Origin of the sequence: Dysgonomonas sp. 216 (assembly GCF_010501065.1) — a bacterium.
In the GTDB taxonomy this organism is placed as follows: Bacteria; Bacteroidota; Bacteroidia; order Bacteroidales; family Dysgonomonadaceae; genus QVMM01.
In genome coordinates, this window is record NZ_QVMM01000005.1 from 67,005 (window position 1) to 84,416 (window position 17,412).

At 38.5% G+C, this 17,412-nt stretch carries 13 protein-coding genes; 1 reads left to right on the forward strand and 12 read right to left on the reverse strand.

All coding sequences use genetic code 11. From position 1 onward, the window contains the following. Nucleotides 1-4: 4 nt before the first annotated feature. The 12 genes from D0T53_RS04520 to D0T53_RS04575 all read right to left on the reverse strand — a co-directional run bounded on the left by D0T53_RS04520 (nt 5) and on the right by D0T53_RS04575 (nt 15,913). Complete coding sequence (locus tag D0T53_RS04520; RefSeq protein WP_163265520.1) at nt 5-1,066, reverse strand: glycosyltransferase family 10 domain-containing protein; 1,062 nt, start codon at nt 1,064-1,066, stop codon at nt 5-7. Nucleotides 1,067-1,255: 189 nt separating this feature from the next. Then, nucleotides 1,256-1,588, reverse strand: coding sequence for a heavy-metal-associated domain-containing protein (locus D0T53_RS04525; protein WP_163265522.1), 333 nt, complete (start codon nt 1,586-1,588; stop codon nt 1,256-1,258). Between the two features lie 119 nt (nt 1,589-1,707). After that, nucleotides 1,708-2,247, reverse strand: coding sequence for an STM3941 family protein (locus tag D0T53_RS04530; protein WP_163265524.1), 540 nt, complete (start codon nt 2,245-2,247; stop codon nt 1,708-1,710). Between the two features lie 8 nt (nt 2,248-2,255). Then, nucleotides 2,256-4,460 carry a TonB-dependent receptor gene (locus tag D0T53_RS04535; RefSeq protein WP_163265526.1) on the reverse strand — a complete coding sequence of 735 codons (2,205 nt, stop codon included), beginning with the start codon at nt 4,458-4,460 and terminating at the stop codon, nt 2,256-2,258. Nucleotides 4,461-4,545: 85 nt separating this feature from the next. Then, nucleotides 4,546-4,998, reverse strand: a complete 453-nt coding sequence (locus D0T53_RS04540) for a hypothetical protein (protein WP_163265528.1) — start codon at nt 4,996-4,998, stop codon at nt 4,546-4,548. Between the two features lie 58 nt (nt 4,999-5,056). Further along, a complete protein-coding gene (locus D0T53_RS04545) occupies nt 5,057-5,914 on the reverse strand; it encodes a patatin family protein (RefSeq protein WP_163265530.1) in 858 nt (285 codons plus the stop codon). Nucleotides 5,915-5,940: 26 nt separating this feature from the next. Further along, nucleotides 5,941-8,202, reverse strand: coding sequence for a BamA/TamA family outer membrane protein (locus tag D0T53_RS04550; protein WP_163265532.1), 2,262 nt, complete (start codon nt 8,200-8,202; stop codon nt 5,941-5,943). Then, on the reverse strand, nt 8,199-9,326 hold the full coding sequence (pdxB, locus tag D0T53_RS04555; RefSeq protein ID WP_163265534.1) for a 4-phosphoerythronate dehydrogenase PdxB: 1,128 nt from the start codon (nt 9,324-9,326) through the stop codon (nt 8,199-8,201). Before pdxB ends, D0T53_RS04550 begins: the two co-directional genes overlap by 4 nt. Beyond that, complete coding sequence (locus D0T53_RS04560) at nt 9,323-10,009, reverse strand: ABC transporter ATP-binding protein (protein ID WP_163265536.1); 687 nt, start codon at nt 10,007-10,009, stop codon at nt 9,323-9,325. Before D0T53_RS04560 ends, pdxB begins: the two co-directional genes overlap by 4 nt. Before the next feature lie 4 nt (nt 10,010-10,013). Continuing rightward, entirely contained in the window at nt 10,014-14,438 is a 4,425-nt protein-coding gene (locus D0T53_RS04565) for a translocation/assembly module TamB domain-containing protein (RefSeq protein WP_163265538.1), read from the reverse strand. Nucleotides 14,439-14,518: 80 nt separating this feature from the next. Continuing rightward, the gene (locus tag D0T53_RS04570; protein ID WP_163265540.1) at nt 14,519-14,890 is read right to left on the reverse strand and encodes an arsenate reductase family protein; all 372 of its coding nucleotides are present in this window, start codon (nt 14,888-14,890) and stop codon (nt 14,519-14,521) included. A 39-nt stretch (nt 14,891-14,929) separates the two neighbouring features. Continuing rightward, the gene (locus D0T53_RS04575) at nt 14,930-15,913 is read right to left on the reverse strand and encodes a WG repeat-containing protein (RefSeq protein ID WP_163265542.1); all 984 of its coding nucleotides are present in this window, start codon (nt 15,911-15,913) and stop codon (nt 14,930-14,932) included. Nucleotides 15,914-16,169: 256 nt separating this feature from the next. Here D0T53_RS04575 and D0T53_RS04580 point away from each other — a divergent pair, with 256 nt between their 5' ends. After that, nucleotides 16,170-17,411 carry a pitrilysin family protein gene (locus D0T53_RS04580; protein WP_255489390.1) on the forward strand — a complete coding sequence of 414 codons (1,242 nt, stop codon included), beginning with the start codon at nt 16,170-16,172 and terminating at the stop codon, nt 17,409-17,411. Nucleotide 17,412 lies beyond the last annotated feature (1 nt).

Genomic DNA, 17,412 nt, shown 5'->3' on the forward strand with positions numbered 1-17,412 from the left:
ACTATCACTTATTTAAGGGTGAAGGTGCAAATATACCTTTTATCTTTTGCTCCCATTTGAACAAGTTACGGGCAATAGTATAGTTATAAAAATTATGCCAATTTTGCATCGAACGACAAGGCTCTAATGTAACTAGCTGTTTCGGTAACGAGGGGTTTAGCCTGTCGCACAAGCCTGCGATATAGTTAAACATATTATACTCTCCTAAAACCTGTTGTTTACAATGATTGAGTTGAACCCTGCGTTGTTCGTATACATCGTTATTTATAGCATAATCTATAACCTGCACCGATTGTTCGAAGTTGTGAATATCGATTGACAAAAAGGAATCTTCGGCAAAATAATCTGACAGGTTTGTACATCCGTAATAAAGCGGGAAGGTTTCGGCAAGAAAACAATCCGAAATCTTTTCAGTCCAATAATATGGTTGTGATGAATTTTCGATAGATATATGATACTTATAGGGAGCCAACACATCCCATTTATCGTCAAAATCGTTTATCCCCCGCCCAAAGATATCTATCTGATCTCCATAATGTAATTTTAGTTTTTCTACAAATCTGATACGGTCCAAATGCCCTTTTGTAAAAGCCTTATCACTTGTTATTACCGATATAAGTTTAGTTTTGGGGGGAGCAGGAGAATTGCTCAGAATATCATAATCGAGCGAATACGTACACTTTCCGCCGGAAGATTGTTTGTAACCGACAAACCAAGGCAAAACAGGCGGAGCCATTACAACATTAGGATGCTTAGTTTTTTCCTGACATGTGCATACCATGCCAAACTGACGAATGTATGCCTGAGGATATACTAAAACAGAACGAGGCTCGGTACTTAGCAAAATTGTATTCTGAGGTGAAACCTGACAACTTTCGGCATGCCGTATGCCTTTTCCCTGTACTACCCAAAAATCGGGGTCTTCTATCTCCTCATCTATATAAAAACGATAACGCCCGTCCGAAGATAGTCCTTTTCCTCCTTGAGTCTGCCTAAGCATAATATGCCCAAGGTTATTTCGATAAGGGGTTAATTTAACCTTAAAAGGTTCAGTTTTTTTTGTCATCCTTATTGGTTGATAAATATGAGTATTCAAAACTCAAAGGTAAAAAGTAATTTCTTAACTTAAGAAACCTTACCGTATTTAATCCTCAACAAAATAACATATCCTACTAAACTAGAATAACAAAGCTCTTTTAGGGCAATGCAGAACACATTTTTAGAAAAACCTTACAAACCTTACATAAATTGCATTTTAATTGCCTTCCTGCTTGTCGTCTTTCTTTATATTATATGCCGAAACCTCGTAGCCTAGTTTTTCTATTGCTTTCCGGAGTTTTACCGAGTCGGTTTTATTTTCTTTATATTCAATTGTTACGGTTTTTTCAGGTAAATCCACTTTCAGGTCGGTAACACCTTTTTCGAAGGCAATATTCTTTTCGATACGTTTTTTGCAATTCTCACAAGTCATCGATACTTCGAATGTTACTTCCTGTTTATCATTCTTTTTCTTTTTATTCTGTGCCGATAGTGCTGATCCGAATGCTACTAAAAGCACAGCAACCAATGTTAAAATTTTTGTTTTCATAATTATATCAATATTTATGTGTTTAATTGTTTTTGCATCCTATCTTACTAGAATTACATCCTGTTTATAATATCCTGTAATATGTGTTTTTTCGAAAACCTGACATACCTGACTCTTTTTTACAATGTTTTATTTTTGTTCTGTTTCAAACTTTCATCTAACAAGTTCATCAACTCGGTATGATTTATTTGCATCGAATTTGCTGACAGGCTGAATGGTGTGCCATAACTTCTTATATTAAAACTCATCATCTTTTTCCGCAGTTTATTTTTTTCGTTCTCGATCCAATAATCCGAATTGTTTACATGTATCAGTATAAGCTTTGTACCCTGTATTTTTATTTCCGAAAAGCCGTCCAGATTTTCCCATTCAATTTTGGCAGACATCGGTTTTTCAGGATTTACATCTATACCTGTTTCGTCGATAACAAGAGTTAGCCTGGCTTTAATTAATCGTTTTACTGCAACATACATTCCGAATCCGAAAAACAGCACCGATATAGTTGCTATTATTTTTATGTATATAGGGTTACTATATCTGCCGCTTGCAACATTATCAGCATTTAACAGTAGAAAAAGTCCTGCTACTACAAAGATAAACGAACCTATAAATAATAACAGGCTCTTTTTCTTACTCGAATATATTTCTATCCTCTCCATTTTTAGTTTTATAATTTACTAATATTATATCGTATTCCTGCATAAAACTTGCGTCCCATAGTTGGCCCCCAAACCATGGTGGCATCAAAATCGGGGCTATAAGGATTATCGGCAGATATTATAGGGTTCTTTTGTTTAAAATCGCCAATATTTTCAGCTCCTATATATATGCTCCAATCACGAAAAAACTTTGTTATCTGGGCATTTAATACTGTATACGATTTAAATTGATTGCTCCATAACGGGTTAGTTTCGTCGGGGGCAGGCATTCGCCCTCCTCCGTTAAACTGCGCTGTAACATCAAATTGCCATTTACGCAGAGGTGTTTCGTACGAGGCTGTAGCCAGTGCTTTGTATCTGCTTACTAAAGGCTTCCGCATAACGGTTCCGTTATAATTGGTTTTAGCTTCAGTCCAACGATAAGCACCCATTAAAGTAAATCCTCTGAATAGCGGGTACGATGCCTCTATCTGGAAACTATTGGCATACGAGTTTCCTTTCAGGTTGTATATCGAAACTTCGTGTGGGTTCGAGTCTATATCAATAACCGCCTGATTCGAGAAGTCGGAATAGTACCATTCTCCGGTTACAGCCAACTCTTCGTTACCGATAGGTATATAAAAATTCGCACTGATACCGTAATTCCATGCGCTCTCTTGTTTCAAGTTGTTTTCGATATTTATTTTACGGCTACTGGCAAGCAGGTATCCGTTTTCGGGCAGAGCAAATACTGTACGATAACCTTTCCCAGCCGAAGCACGTAAAGTCCACCACGGAGCTATATCGTATTTGGCATGTAAACGGGGAGTTATAAACCAATTGTGTAACGAACTATAGTCGGCTCTTATTCCGGCAAGTAGGGTAAGTTTTTCGGTCGGCATAAATGTATATTCCATATAACCGCCCGATACAGTTTCTTTGTCGGGCTGATTCCCCCGATTCAGACGGGCAATATCTATGCTCTGCGTATATTTATCCCAATTGATACTTAAGCCGCTACTCAGTTTGTGGCTATCTCCAAAATTACGTTCGTACATAAGCGAAGCATATAAGTTGGTCTGATAAACGTTTAATTTATCCTGAGCATATTTCGATTTCAAATCGTGATAAGACCCTGACGTAATAAGTGCCACGCTTTCATTTTTATCGGGATTGATGATGAATCCGTTTTTAGAGAATATTTCGCCCCTGTTGGTTTTCAGGTCTATCTCGTACGGAGTATACGTTGCATCTCCTATTGTATGGCGTGTTTGTCCGCTGAAACGTTCATCGTTCAATACCTTTATACCCGATTGTGAGATAAAGTTGTCGGTCTGATAGTGCCAACGATTCATTATATTGAACTGGTGCTTTTTAGGAGCATCCAGAAATGTGTCATCATTATCGTCATGCGACTGCATTTCGTTCGAATAATGAACAAATAAGCCTGTCGATAACTTGTCGTTTATTTCTATCGCGCCATCGGCATTACCTTCATATCTGCCTGCATCGCTTGCAAATATATTGAGGCTTAACGGATCGGCCGTTTTAGGTTTTTTGTATTCTATGTTTATTTGCCCTGTTATAGATTCATAACCGTTTTTCACAGATGCTGCACCTTTCGATACCTGAATACTTTCCATCCACGGGCCGGGGATATAATCCATACCGTATATACCGGCTGTTCCCCGCATATTCGGATAATTTTCGGTCAGCATTTGCACATAAGTGCCCGAAAGCCCTAGTAATTGTATTTGTTTAGCACCTGTAACCGCATCGCTATACGATATGTCGACAGACGGATTGGTCTCAAAACTTTCGGACAGATTACAACATGCTGCCCTGCTAAGCTCTTTTATTCCTATTTTTTCGGTCTGCAATAATTCCTGCCTGCCATGTATGCGCCCGGGAACCGACTTGGTAATTACAATTTCGTCCAGCTGGGTATTCTCTTTCAGGGTTATTTTTTGTATCTCGTTGCTGTTATGTATGTGCACGGTTTGGTGTTCAAAACCAATGTAGTTTACACATAGCATATGCTCGCCTTCGGCTTGTTCTATTTCAAAAAAGCCTTTATCGTCCGATACAACTCCTTGTTGTTTATTCTCCCAATGCACTTGTGCACCTATAACGGGTTTGCTTTCGTTGTCGTATACGTAACCCTTCACATACTTTTCGGCATGTAGTAATAAGGGAAATGTTACGAGAAATATTATTATTCTTAAAGATTTCATTTTCTAATTATTTAAATAATGATTTATACAAATAAAGGCACAAAAGCCTGTACTATATCGCAAGACATAGCAGTATAACCATTAATCAAATAATTAATGTACGGATAAAAGCCAGATATGTACGGGGGGTAAATAATTCGGGAGGATCTTCGGGGTACGAATGAACTTTAGTTGTATAAAGCCTGTCGAAAACCTGAATATCTGTTATTATCCAAGATGAAATGATTGATGTAAATGGTGAATTTAACTGATGTTTGAAATGAACAGAGTCTAAATCGATAGAAATCCGTTCGATAGAGCAACAATTGTCGTCGGCATGATTATCAATACACTCAGTAGTTTCGATATCCTCGTTATGGGAGCTACAGCATGAATGTTGCTTCTTTATCTCTGTATTGTGTTTGGGGCATGTTTCGCCCAAGTGATAAAGAGTGATACAATTATCGCAACAAAAATTTGCAACAACAGCCTCCACTCCGGTTATGGATATAACCGAGGCAAGGAATATGGCTATTATTTTTGTTACATAATTTTTCATTGCAAGTACAAAGATATTTTCTTTTATTCGAAAAATATTCAATTTATATTTTTTTAGCCTATTGCAATACCGATTGTATTTCTTTAAAACGATTATTTGCACACTCATATCCGTGCTGGTATAGGTTGTTCAGCTTTTGTATGTCTTTTTCTATGCGGTCTACCGTTACGGGTGCAACGGGGCGTATAACTATAACCTTGCCTTCGTCTTCCAGCTGTTCAACCAAATCGAGTTGAGCATTATACAGGGCATTTCTTTTACCGAGGGCTTCACGTATGGCAGGATACTTTCGGTAAACGAATGACGGAATTTTTATATCTTTCTTTTCCTTTCTGTACCCCCGGTTACGGGTAAGTACAACAACATTTTGCTTGTATCCGTTATCTATAGCCCGCTCGACGGGTATCGAGTCGCATATACCGCCATCGAGCATCGGTACATTGTCAACATAAGCTATCGGGCACATAACAGGCAGACTGCTCGATGCCCGTACTATATCCAGCAATCGGTTTTTGTCGGTCTTTTCTTCAAAGTATTCGGCTTCTCCCGTGAGACAATTGGTTGTAACCATCTCGAAACGGTTGTTATTCGAAAAGTAGGTATCGTAATCGTATGGGATGATGCTTTCGGGGAATTCACGGAATAGTAAATCGAAATCCATAATATTCCGCTTGCGAATAAAGTGCTTCAAGCCTATATAACGATGTTTTTCCAGCAAATCGATATTACTGAACTTGGCTCTTCCTCTTTGTCGCGACATATACGATAAGCCATTGCAAGCTCCGGCCGAAACACCAATAGTATATGGAAAGTACAGATTGTTATCCATAAGAAAATCGAGTACCCCGCAGGTAAACACTCCCCGCATGCCTCCACCCTCGAGAACTAAGCCGTATTTTGTTTTTAATTCTTGCATACACAAAAATAGCAAAAAGCTTTTGCTTAGAACGGATATCCTATTGCAAAATGCCAAGCCATATTTCGTAAACGCGGCTTGAACATTATAAACCTGTCGCCTTCGTCTCTTGCCGGATCGTAAGCTTTCATGCCCGTATCTAATCGCAAAAGTAGAAATCCCAGATCGACACGCAGCCCTGCTCCATACGATGCGGCGATTTCTTTATAGAATTCGTTAAATTTAAACAGCCCCCCTTTTTGTCCTTCGTAGTTCTTTATTGTCCAGATATTACCTGCATCAACAAAGCCTGCTATTTCGAAAAGGGAAGTCATTTTATAACGGTATTCAATATTCAGATCCAGTTTTATATCTCCCGCCTGATTTATAAAGCTTGCCGTATCGTTATATATTCCGGGGCCTAAAGTGCGTGTGCTCCATCCTCTTACGCTATTAGCTCCACCCGAGAAAAAGCGTTGTTCGTAAGGTAATATATTAGAGTTACCATACGGGTTGGCAACGCCCAAAGCTACATTGTAAGCAAACGATTGTTTACGGTCGAAGGTTCGGGTGTGGGAAAAGCTGAAAGTCCCCTTTATGTAATCGGCATAAGCTACCCCCACAATTTCTTTTTGCCCTTCATTATTTTTAGTAGCTCCATTCATTGTTGCTACAAGTGAAGGCAACCACCCTGCAGTTTCGACAGAGGCACGGATGGTATAGCTGTTTTTAGGAAACCTGAATCCACTGCTTTTAGTAAAAGTAATATTATAGCCTGTGCGTGCAATAAGCTGGTCTTTATAAGTTTCTTTCAAAATGTCGGTAGTCAGGTAATTATTGAAAGCCGTAGAAGTCCAAGGCATCCGGATATAGTTTATATCTATTAGATTGATGGTGTGATTCAGCCGGTTACGACTCGAAGACCATCGGTACGTAATTTTTCCGTTAAAAAACTGGCGTGTATATTCGGGACGATGCTGGTTTGTTAACCCTACACTAAACTGCGTACTTGCCGAAGGTTGTTCCCGCCACGACTTCTTTAACCATGGAAAAAGAAACTGCGGAAACGACAGGCTTGTTTCTATACCATATTCATAATAATTTTGCCCTAACAAGTCGGTGTTATCCGTTCCTGTGATAAATTCGTAAGCACCTCTCAACTTCACTGTAAATATTTCGGCTCCGTTAAACAGGTTTCGGTGCTGGTATGCAACACTAGGTGCTACCCCTATATCTCCGGCCGAGTTTGTTCCTTCCAATCCTGCCTGAAACCAGTGTATATTGCCCGGAGCCAAAGTGATTCTGGCATCTATAAATTGAATACTGTCAGAAGTTGGCACTTCGGTATAGTTTATATTGGTTTGCCTGATAATGCCAATGCCATTGAATGCACTAAACGTACGTGAACCCGCATAATCGGAATAGTATTTGTCGGGGCGGATATAATTGTTGCGTAATAACGTAGAAGTCCGCAGGAAATTGTTACTGCCTCTTACGATTGTAATTCCGTCTGTTATTATAGTATCGGGATTGGCAAAATATTTATCGTTTTCGTTGTTCGTCACATCATACCCACTCAGTATTGTAATGTTTCTGAATTTGAAACGGCTGAAAGCCAAACTATCAGGCGTTTCGCGCAGGGTAAGGAATAAATCTACCTGATGCGAATTGAGCGTTGTGTCGGCACGGAAGTATAGATTTTCTTTCGAGAAAGATTCATATCCCACATTGCGCAGTATATTGCTTTGGCGTTCCCTTTCGGTTTCGAGTAATTCCTGATCGAACAACTCGCCTGTTTTAACCTGAGATATTCTCTTTGTACGGTTCAGGATCCTGGCAAGCCCCTGATTGTCTATTGTGTATTCGTATTTTCGTATGGTGTAAGGAGTGCCACTCTGTATCTGATATGTTACTTCTATTTTTTTGTCTTTAGTCCTTAACAGGGTGTCTACTTGTGCATTTAAATATCCCTGATTCGATAATTCTTTTTGTATTTGGTTTGCCGAAATATTAGTTTGGCTTGCACTATATAACACGGGTTCTTTCCCTAATTTTCTTACTACGCGGGTAAGCCATTTGCTTGTGTCCTGTCCGGCCATATTATATATTTTCAACCTCACTTTCCCTAATAATGGCAGCGAAGAGTTTGGTGTTTGGCGAACATAATCTTCGAGATAGGCAACATCAATTTTTTTATTGTCAGACTTTATAGTATACTTGTCTAAAAGATATCTTCCTTCAGGTATATTTTTTGATGTACTACACGATGCAAGTACAATTACAAGTAATATGTATATGGCATTTTTCATTCCTTATTTAATCTGACATTCTTAAATCCTAATTCGGATAATACATTTTCCGATGTTTTATCAGCATTTTCCAACGTATATGCGTTGTACTCACGCCGAATGGGATATTCTCCTCTCAATGTCGAAAAAGCAGACGGGTTGGCTAATAATTTTGTTTGGTCGGCTAACGGGTTGTATGTTTTTAATGCTGCATACGAAACCTGTTCTACCGGAGCTACTCCTCGTAAATCTATAGATGAATTGTCAATTTCGGGGGGAGTTACCTTATCAATACCTTTAGTGGGTAAGTTCCAGAAATGAGCCAGATTTTCGAGCGATATACGGGTTGCGTTTGCTTTGCCATCGGCCGAATAACCTGCAATATGGGGTGTCGCAATATCAACCATATGCATATATTCCGTATCTATATTGGGCTCTTTCTCCCAGCAATCAATTATGGCTCCCGATATTTTTTCTGCTTTTATGGCATGCTTTATAGCATTGGTGTCTATTATTCCTCCTCTTGCCGAATTAATTATTATCGGTTTTTTAGTTAGCGTATTAAAAAAATCATCATCGGCAAGATGAAGGGTTTTGTATCTGCCTTCTTTTGTCAGGGGAGTGTGAAATGTTATAATATCGGCTTCTTTTTTTATTGTTTCAATATCGACAAACTCATTGCTTTGCTCTGTTTCTTGTCTTGGGGGATCGTTTAATAAAACCCTCATACCTAACAGACTACAAGCGCGGGCTACTTTTTTTCCTACATTTCCGACCCCCACTATACCAATTGTTTTTTCTTTCAGGTTTATCCCTTTTTTTTCGGCTATAACAAACAATGACGATACTATATATTGCATTACCGATCCCGAATTACAGCCGGGGGCATTATACCACCTGATTCCATTTTCGGCACAATAAACAGTATCTATATGATCGAAACCAATTGTAGCTGTACATATAAGTTTAACGTTTGTATTTTCCAGTACATCTTTATCCAGATATGTAACAGTACGAACAATAATCGTGTCGGCTTCTTTCAGTGTGTTTTGCGACATATCGCTGCCGGATATATATGTTACATCGCCGAAAATTTCGGCAATGCCTTTCAAATAAGGAATATTTTTATCTGCAACTATTTTCATTTTACTACACTATGGTATAAATCTGTTACCGAGTTTATATTTTCAGTTTTTTCGTCGGCAACTAATTGTCCGTTATTTATTATCAGAATACGAGAGGCTATGTTTCGTATTTCGTGCAACAGATGTGTTGACAGCAATACCGTTTTCGATTTTGCCAGATTTTTTATTATTTCCTGAATCTCTTCCTGCTGACCCGGATCGAGTGCACTTGTGGGTTCGTCCAGTACAAGAAAATCGGGATTGTGGATAAGGCTTTGCGCCAAACCAAGCTTTTGCCTGTTCCCTTTCGATAGTGCCTGTATTTTCTTTTTATATTCGTTTTTTAATCCAAACTGTTCAATACAGCTACTAACTTTGTCTTTTATATTCGGGGTTTTATATACACCTGCAACATACTCCAAATATTCGCGTACGTACATTTCGGAAGGTAGCGGATTGTCTTCCGATAAGTAGCCTAACCGTTGTTTTGCCTTTATCGGGTTTTGGCTTATATCAAAGCCTAATACGTTTACGCTTCCCGAGTCGGGGGATAATACACCCGTGACGATTTTCATTGTAGTAGATTTTCCTGCTCCATTTGGCCCGAGCAAGCCTACAATTTCCCCGTCACCCAGATCGAAGCTTATATTTTCGATAGCTTGTATCTGTCCGTATTTTTTCGATATGTTTTTAACTTTAATCAAAGCCTTAATCTTTTTGTTTAGTCTGATCTTTGTTTCTTTTTCTTTTGGTAGACCTAAATAGGTCTTTCAATTTTTTAGCTTCTTTCGTATATACAATACCTATGCCCTGTGTGGTTTCCGCCTGTTTGTATATACGGTCGTTTGTACGATTAAAAGCCTTCAATTGCACGGTTCGAGTCAATTCGTACTCAACATCGAAGTCGCCCACAAACTGATTTTCGTCGGTTGTTGTCTGATCGGTACGATACCCTAAATTAGTATTTAATTTCAATTTATCGTCAAACAGACGAGTCGAAACATTTACCCGCATATCGACATTCGAGAACGATCCGTCTTCCGACGATATTTCTGTCCCTACCTGAAACTGCCGACCTAATATGCCTCCTAACAATGAATCGAGCCCTTTCGATAATGCTCCGGAAGCAACACTTGTCCAAAGGCCTGTAACCATGTTGCCATTTCCTCCCGAATTGTTCGTCGGATAAAAAGATCCGGTGGCTAAAAGGTATGCAAATTGTTTTATTCTTTCCTGATCGGTGTTTATTATACTATTTACTTTCTGCCGTATATCGTCGTTCGAATCGGGTAATGTAACATTGTAGGTTAATTCCATTTTCTGCATATTACCTCTAATGCCCAACTCACAATCGACGTATATGCGGTTGTTCTCGAAACTGGGATCCAGTGTATTCAGGCTTGCTCTTACCCTTTGGTATGCCGTGATATTGAAAGTCGATCGCATCGGGTCGCCCGCCATTGTGACTTTACTGCCTTCGCGTATATTAAAATTTAGTGTTTTGATATTCTGTAATCGTAGTTTTACGGTTCCCTCCTCAATTATATAATCGCCAAAAGCCTGCATCTTGTCGGCTTGTAAATCGTAAGAGAAATTTATTTGCCCCCTACCTTCCATTTGTAAGGCATCGCCTGTTATGGGGTCGAGAAGCACACTTAACGAAAGTCCCGGAGTTACTTTTACATCCATATCTAATTTTAAAGGTAAGGACGTTTCCATTTTAGCTGGCATTGTTATAATAGCCGATGAATCTTCGGCCGGAGTATTTATATAAACAATACTCTGATATGTTGAGGCAGACGAAACCTGAGGAATTACAATATTCATTTTTGAATTTCTGCCGTTTGTTATGTTTTTTAGTTTTACATCTATATTATCAGCATTTCCTTTTACTTCTACATCGCCACTAGCCGACAATCTGCCATAGAACAAGCTGTCGGTGCGGTTGGGAGTATTAAGCAACAGCAAATTCTTTATTTTCATATTCAGGGTATAATTTATATCCTTAAAGTTATTGTGAGAAATTACAGCCTGTACAGTTGCTTTATTGTTATTCTCGTCGAACAAAGTCAGGTTATCAAATCCTATTTGGGTGGGGTTCACTGCTATTGTATCCGATATGTGGTAGTTTACATTTGTGTAGTCGATACCGATATGTGTGTCGTTAAAACCCAGCCATCCCGAAGCTTTAGGAGCCGCAATACTTCCGTTTATATTCATTTTACTACTTATGCTACCCGACAAGTCGTTAAGCACTCCGGCCATAAAAGGTTCAATCCAATTGAGCGAGAACCTGTCTATATCAACATTCATATTTATCGAATCTTTTACCGTGCATACATGTCCGTTTATACGGCTGTTGGATAATTTGTTGACAAGCTGTGCATCGAAGTTTATTGCTTGCTGTGTATTATTCCAATTGCTTTCGAGATTTAAAGTTCCCAGTGTGTCGCCAAAAATTATCATATCGGCAAGAGCCAAATCTTTTGTATATAGTTCGGGGGGTCCGAGAACATTAGTGAGAAATACTTCCCCATTTAATTCGGCACTTATATTGTTTATATTAAAAGCTGTAAGAATGTCGCCTATTTGAGAATGATCGAAATATATGCCTACAGTATCTTCCTTATTATCTGAGACAACCCCGTCTATGGCGAAATACTTCTTGTTGTTTAATGCCAGTCCTACCCCCGATATTTGGGTTCGGTTTCCTTTGTTTTCTATTTCGGCAGGTAGTATGGCCAACGGAAATTTACCGACATTTACGTTTGTGGGCAAAATTTTCAAATAAGAAACTAACTCATTACCTTCTTCCCTGAAATGAGCATGCGCATTAAATTTGCCATCCAAAGACACTTCCGAACCCTTATTGACAGCCGACATCAGGGTTTTTATAGTATCGGACTTCACATCAATATCCAGAGCTAAATCCATAGCCGATGTGTCTTGCGGCAACCTGAGCGATGCGTCGAACCCTAAATTTGTGTCGGTATTATATAAGCCTATGCGGGTATTCTGTACTTCCATATTGTTAAACCTGATAAGAGGAATATCGGCACTTAGGTTTATGCGTTTATCAACTGTGTTTACAGTTGAGGTTATTGTTGCCGGAGTAATAATTGTTGCCGGCAGATCGAATATTTTGCTTAAGTTTTCGGTGTTCTTTATTGTTACTGCAATATCAAATTTATTCTTATATTTTTTTAGCCGTTTATTTTCTGCGAAAAATGAAGGAAGATAAGTGCTCATTATATTGGTTAACTCGGCAGGAAGCTCTTCCAGATAATAATCGCCCAGAATACTTGCATCGAGAAAAGATGATGATAAGTTTATAAACCGTTTACCCGTATCGTTATTTCCCGATTGCAGGCGAAACTGGCCCGGAACAAAGTTCAAGTTATCGCCCCTCAGCCATAAGCTGTCGACTAAAGCAGTACCCGAAAGATGGCTGATGTCGGCTCCTTTGAAATTTCCTTTTAACGATACGTTCAGTTTAGGGTTTTCCCACATTGGGTTGTTGTAAAAATAATCGACAAGCAAATCTCTGATATTTATGTCGAATTCTATATCCTTGTTTCTACCCTGAATCATCCACGCTTTTCCGTCTATTTTACCCATAGGCAGGTTTGCGTTTACCCATCCGCCTGTTTTCGAGGGCGAATATTCGGCGTTAAACCTGATGTTCCGGAGTTCATCCTGTTTATATTGCAAATTTTCTATTACACCCTGAACCTTTACTCCTAAATTTTTAGAGGATAAGAGTATTATATTTGAGTGCATGCTTAATTGCTTCAATCCCGCTTCTGTACCTACAATAGGCTCCAGATTAAAATTATGGGTTTGTATATGCGCTTCGCCTTTTATGTCTTCAAATGTTGTGTCAGTCGAAGCTGTAGCAGCTAATTGTACCGATCCGATATTTGTCCATGCTTCGGCATCAATGTTCATTCGGCTTAATTTCCCGTTTAAATTTCCCTTTAGCCGAACGTCTTGAGCTGCATCTAATGCTTCGGGGGCGACAAAAGTTGAGTCGCCAATACGGGCAAAATCGGTTATAGCGACAGATGTGATCTTGAATTTGTCAATATCAAGACTCATTTGGTTTTCTCCGTAGTTGGAATAATCGGCAATAGACGCTTTTAGCTGAACGGATGTTTCTTCTCCATATTTCATTTCTAAATTATCCAACGAAATCGCAGGTAATTTACCCGAAACAGAAGATTTCAGTTCTAATTTGTTTCTGAGGTATTTCAGATTGGGAACAAAATAAACAACGTCGTTTTTTGATATTTCGGAATTTATATCGGCTTGAAATGATTGTTTGAATATGTTGAATTCGAAGTTGGTAATATCAAGTGTTGATTCGGGAAGAGTAAGTGTGAATTTTTTACTCCAAAACATTCCGTTTTTCGACAGAACAACTCCTTCTAAATTGTCGATCTTAGCACCCGATTTTTCAGCTAGCGATAAGAATTTTATAGTTACATCAAGATTTAGCGGATCGATAGAACTCAGGCTCAATTGCGTGTTAAAATCTCTGACAGAAATATGAGAAGAATTAAATACATGAGGTGTTTCGGGTTCGGAAAGGATATCATAGTTTAACCTAACGTTTTTTAGCTCGATGTTTTCTATTGATATCTTCATCGGATTGTCCGAATCCTGAGCCGTAGTGTCGCTACTGGCAAAAGCATCAATTAAAAACTGAAAACTGAACGGTGCGTTAACCGAATCCTGATAAACGTTTACAACAGCGTTATCCAGATCGATCGAATTTATTTGCAGTTTATTACCTAGCAACTTTAATACATTGATATTTACATCCAAACTCCCGATGTAAGCCAGCGTATCTTTTCGCTGATCTTCGATATAGACACCCTGCAAGCTAACGGTGTTGAATAATTTGAGGCGGGCTTTGTCGACAGATACCTCGGTATTAACAATGGGTTTTAGCTGCGATATGGCAAAATCTATAACTTTGTGTTGTACTGGCGGAATGAGTAGTAATATATACAATAAAAAGAACAGCCCAATGACACCTAAAACGATAAAAGACAATACTTTTAATATCGTCTTATAATATCTTTTTTCACTTCGCTTTTCCGGTTTCTGTATACCTTTTTCTTCTTCCATGTACAGAACGTTTGTTCTTCGCCGTTTTAGTAACTTTTTACATAACAATTGCAAGTTAAGAAAAGTTTACCCAAAAGTTATTAAAAACGAGATTGAGACAAACTTTCAGCCCATTCGGATTCATCGAAACCAACCAGAACAAACTTATCGCTAACCACTATGGGGCGTTTTACCAACATGCCATTGGTAGATAATAGTTTAATCAGCTCTTCGGGTGATGCTGTTTTCACAACATCTTTTAAATTTTGTTCTTTATATATTCTGCCCGATGTATTGAAAAATTTATTTATGGGTTTGCCGCTTCTTGTTATCCAATCGGTTAACTCGGCAACGGTTGGGTTTTTGGTGGTTATATCGCGCACAACAACATTCACATTATTATTCGATAACCATTTGGCTGCTTTTTGGCATGTTCCGCATTTGGGGTATTGTAAGAATAAGATATTTTCCATCTTTTTAGTTATTTTGAATAATTTCTTATTATCTGCAATTTAGCGGCGAGCTCCGTTTCCTCCAACTTCCTGTAAAGTATGTTCTTTGCCATTTAGGTCGACAAACATAAGTTTTCCCCTTTTCTCAACAAACGCATGCCCACGAGGCGAGAACCGACTGATATTATCGTAGATAGGAGGAATAACTAAACCGTATATAGTGACAAAACCATTTAGGTTTCCTTTTTTCACAGCAATAACCCCCAGATCGTCCTGAGCGAAAACTATTTTATCATAGTCGGCAGGTATACATTTATTATTTATTATGAAACCTAATTTTCCGGCTCTTTTCAAAACCATATATCGCTTATTCGAACAGTCTAATTCGTCATACAATGGTTCTGCAATGGTGTGCCCCGAAATATCCATAACCCCTATTTTACCCTCTCTCACAACTTTATACAGATTATCGAAAGGCAGCTGCTCCAGTTTTTCGAAGTAGGCAGGTATAAGAGTGTTTCCCATGTCGTCGATAACTCCCATTTTACGTCCCGATCTCACTAGCAGAAGATTATCTGTTATGGGGATAATCTCATCGCAATCGGATACCGAAGAAACCGTTTGCCCGAATTTCGAGAAAAGCCCTCTTTTTCCGTTTATACCAACAGTTTCCCACAAAAAGGAAGTTAATTGCTTTAATGAACTGTGTTCGGCCGGAAGAAGGACACCGTTAAAGACATTAACAACCCCCCATAAGCCGTTTTTCATAACCTTGAAATGATCGTCGCCAAATAGCTGTATGTCTTCGTACTCGATAGGTAGAATAGTTTTTCCGTTTTTCGAAACCACTCCTATTTTCTTATCTTTTTCAGCAAGAAAAAAGCCGTCTTTTAACGGATGCATATAATCGAACGATGGTTTTAGTACTACCTTATCGTTAACTTTGAGCCCGAATTTTTCGTTTTTTTCAAATACAACAGTCGTCTGAGCGTGTAACGATAATACTAAAAGAGATGTTATAACAAGAATAATGTTTCTTTTCATTGATTTTTGCAAGAAGCTTTATGTTAAGTCTATAATATGATGTCTGTTTTAAAGATTCAAAGTTAATAGTTTTTTGTGGTTCAATGAAGTTAAAAATTCTTGTTATGTAGGAAACAAAGTGTTGCATTTGATTTAGAGCGGCATTAAGCCAATTCTTTGTTTATCTTTGTGTTCCAAATGAGGTTTGTTGCAATGAATACCTACAGCTGCAATTTCACTGTTTTGTATTTACCGGCAAAGGGGAACCTCGTTTTTCATGCAAATAGTTATACGAATGTCCGATTATCAATCATATACACTAAAAAACGGTTTGCGAATTATTCATAAACCGTTATTGACAAATGTTTCGTACTGTGGATTTTTTATCAATACAGGCACAAGAGACGAACTACCGAGTGAGCACGGTATGGCTCATTTTGTTGAACATATGCTTTTTAAAGGCACAAAAAAACGGCGTTCGTACCATATTATAAACAGGATGGAAGCTGTTGGCGGAGAATTGAATGCTTACACCAACAAAGAAGAAACTGCTATTTATTCGGTTTTTCTTGAGCCGCATTTCGAACGTGCTTTCGAATTGCTTACCGATCTTACTTTTAATTCGGAGTTTCCCGAAAGTGAAATAGAAAAAGAAATTGATGTTATTCTGGACGAAATAAATTCGTATGAAGACAGCCCCTCGGAATTGATTTTTGATGATTTTGAAAATCTTATTTTTAACGGCTCTCAATTAGGGCATAATATATTGGGAGATGCGGCTTCTCTGAATACTTTCGATTCGAATAAAGCAAAACGTTTTGTTGCGCAAAATTATAAGTTCGATAATATTGTGTTTTTCTCGTTGGGGCAAACCAATTTTAAGAAGATAGTAAGGCTTGCCGAAAAATATTTGTCGCATTTACATACCTCAGAGCACACCAGTAATAGGGTTATACCGATCAATGCTCCTATAGTGAAACAGATTGTAGAAAAAGATACAACACAGGCGCATGTGCTTATTGGTAGTCGGTCGTATAATCTGCACGATAAAAAGAGGAAAACGTTATCTCTGCTCAATAATATATTAGGTGGTCCGGGTATGAATAGCCGCCTTAATATATCGCTTAGGGAAAAACGGGGTTATGTTTATAATGTAGAGTCGAGCGTAACATCGTATACCGATACGGGTTTTATGTCTATCTATTTTGGCTCTGACAAACAGAATGTCGATAAATGTCTAAAACTTGTATATAGCGAGTTGAAGAAGTTGAGGGATAGTAAACTAAGTACGTCCCAACTTGTTGCGGCAAAAAGACAATTGATAGGGCAAATAGGGATTTCGACGGATAATCATGAAAATTTATCGTTGGTTTTGGGCAAAAGCTTTATGCACTACAATCATTTTGACAGCTTAGCTGAAACTGGAAGAAAAATAGAGTCGATATCGGCAGCCGATCTACAGGAAGTTGCCAATGAGATATTGGATGAAGATCGATTATTTTATTTAATCTATAAGTAAA

Coding starts and splice junctions, on each gene's coding strand:
- D0T53_RS04570 (WP_163265540.1), bottom strand. CDS start 14,890: ATGGAAAATATCTTATTCTTACAATACCCCAAATGCGGAACATGCCAA.
- D0T53_RS04545 (WP_163265530.1), bottom strand. CDS start 5,914: ATGCAAGAATTAAAAACAAAATACGGCTTAGTTCTCGAGGGTGGAGGC.
- D0T53_RS04550 (WP_163265532.1), bottom strand. CDS start 8,202: ATGAAAAATGCCATATACATATTACTTGTAATTGTACTTGCATCGTGT.
- D0T53_RS04575 (WP_163265542.1), bottom strand. CDS start 15,913: ATGAAAAGAAACATTATTCTTGTTATAACATCTCTTTTAGTATTATCG.
- D0T53_RS04540 (WP_163265528.1), bottom strand. CDS start 4,998: ATGAAAAATTATGTAACAAAAATAATAGCCATATTCCTTGCCTCGGTT.
- D0T53_RS04580 (WP_255489390.1), top strand. CDS start 16,170: ATGCAAATAGTTATACGAATGTCCGATTATCAATCATATACACTAAAA.
- D0T53_RS04530 (WP_163265524.1), bottom strand. CDS start 2,247: ATGGAGAGGATAGAAATATATTCGAGTAAGAAAAAGAGCCTGTTATTA.
- pdxB (WP_163265534.1), bottom strand. CDS start 9,326: ATGAAAATAGTTGCAGATAAAAATATTCCTTATTTGAAAGGCATTGCC.
- D0T53_RS04520 (WP_163265520.1), bottom strand. CDS start 1,066: ATGACAAAAAAAACTGAACCTTTTAAGGTTAAATTAACCCCTTATCGA.
- D0T53_RS04535 (WP_163265526.1), bottom strand. CDS start 4,460: ATGAAATCTTTAAGAATAATAATATTTCTCGTAACATTTCCCTTATTA.
- D0T53_RS04525 (WP_163265522.1), bottom strand. CDS start 1,588: ATGAAAACAAAAATTTTAACATTGGTTGCTGTGCTTTTAGTAGCATTC.
- D0T53_RS04565 (WP_163265538.1), bottom strand. CDS start 14,438: ATGGAAGAAGAAAAAGGTATACAGAAACCGGAAAAGCGAAGTGAAAAA.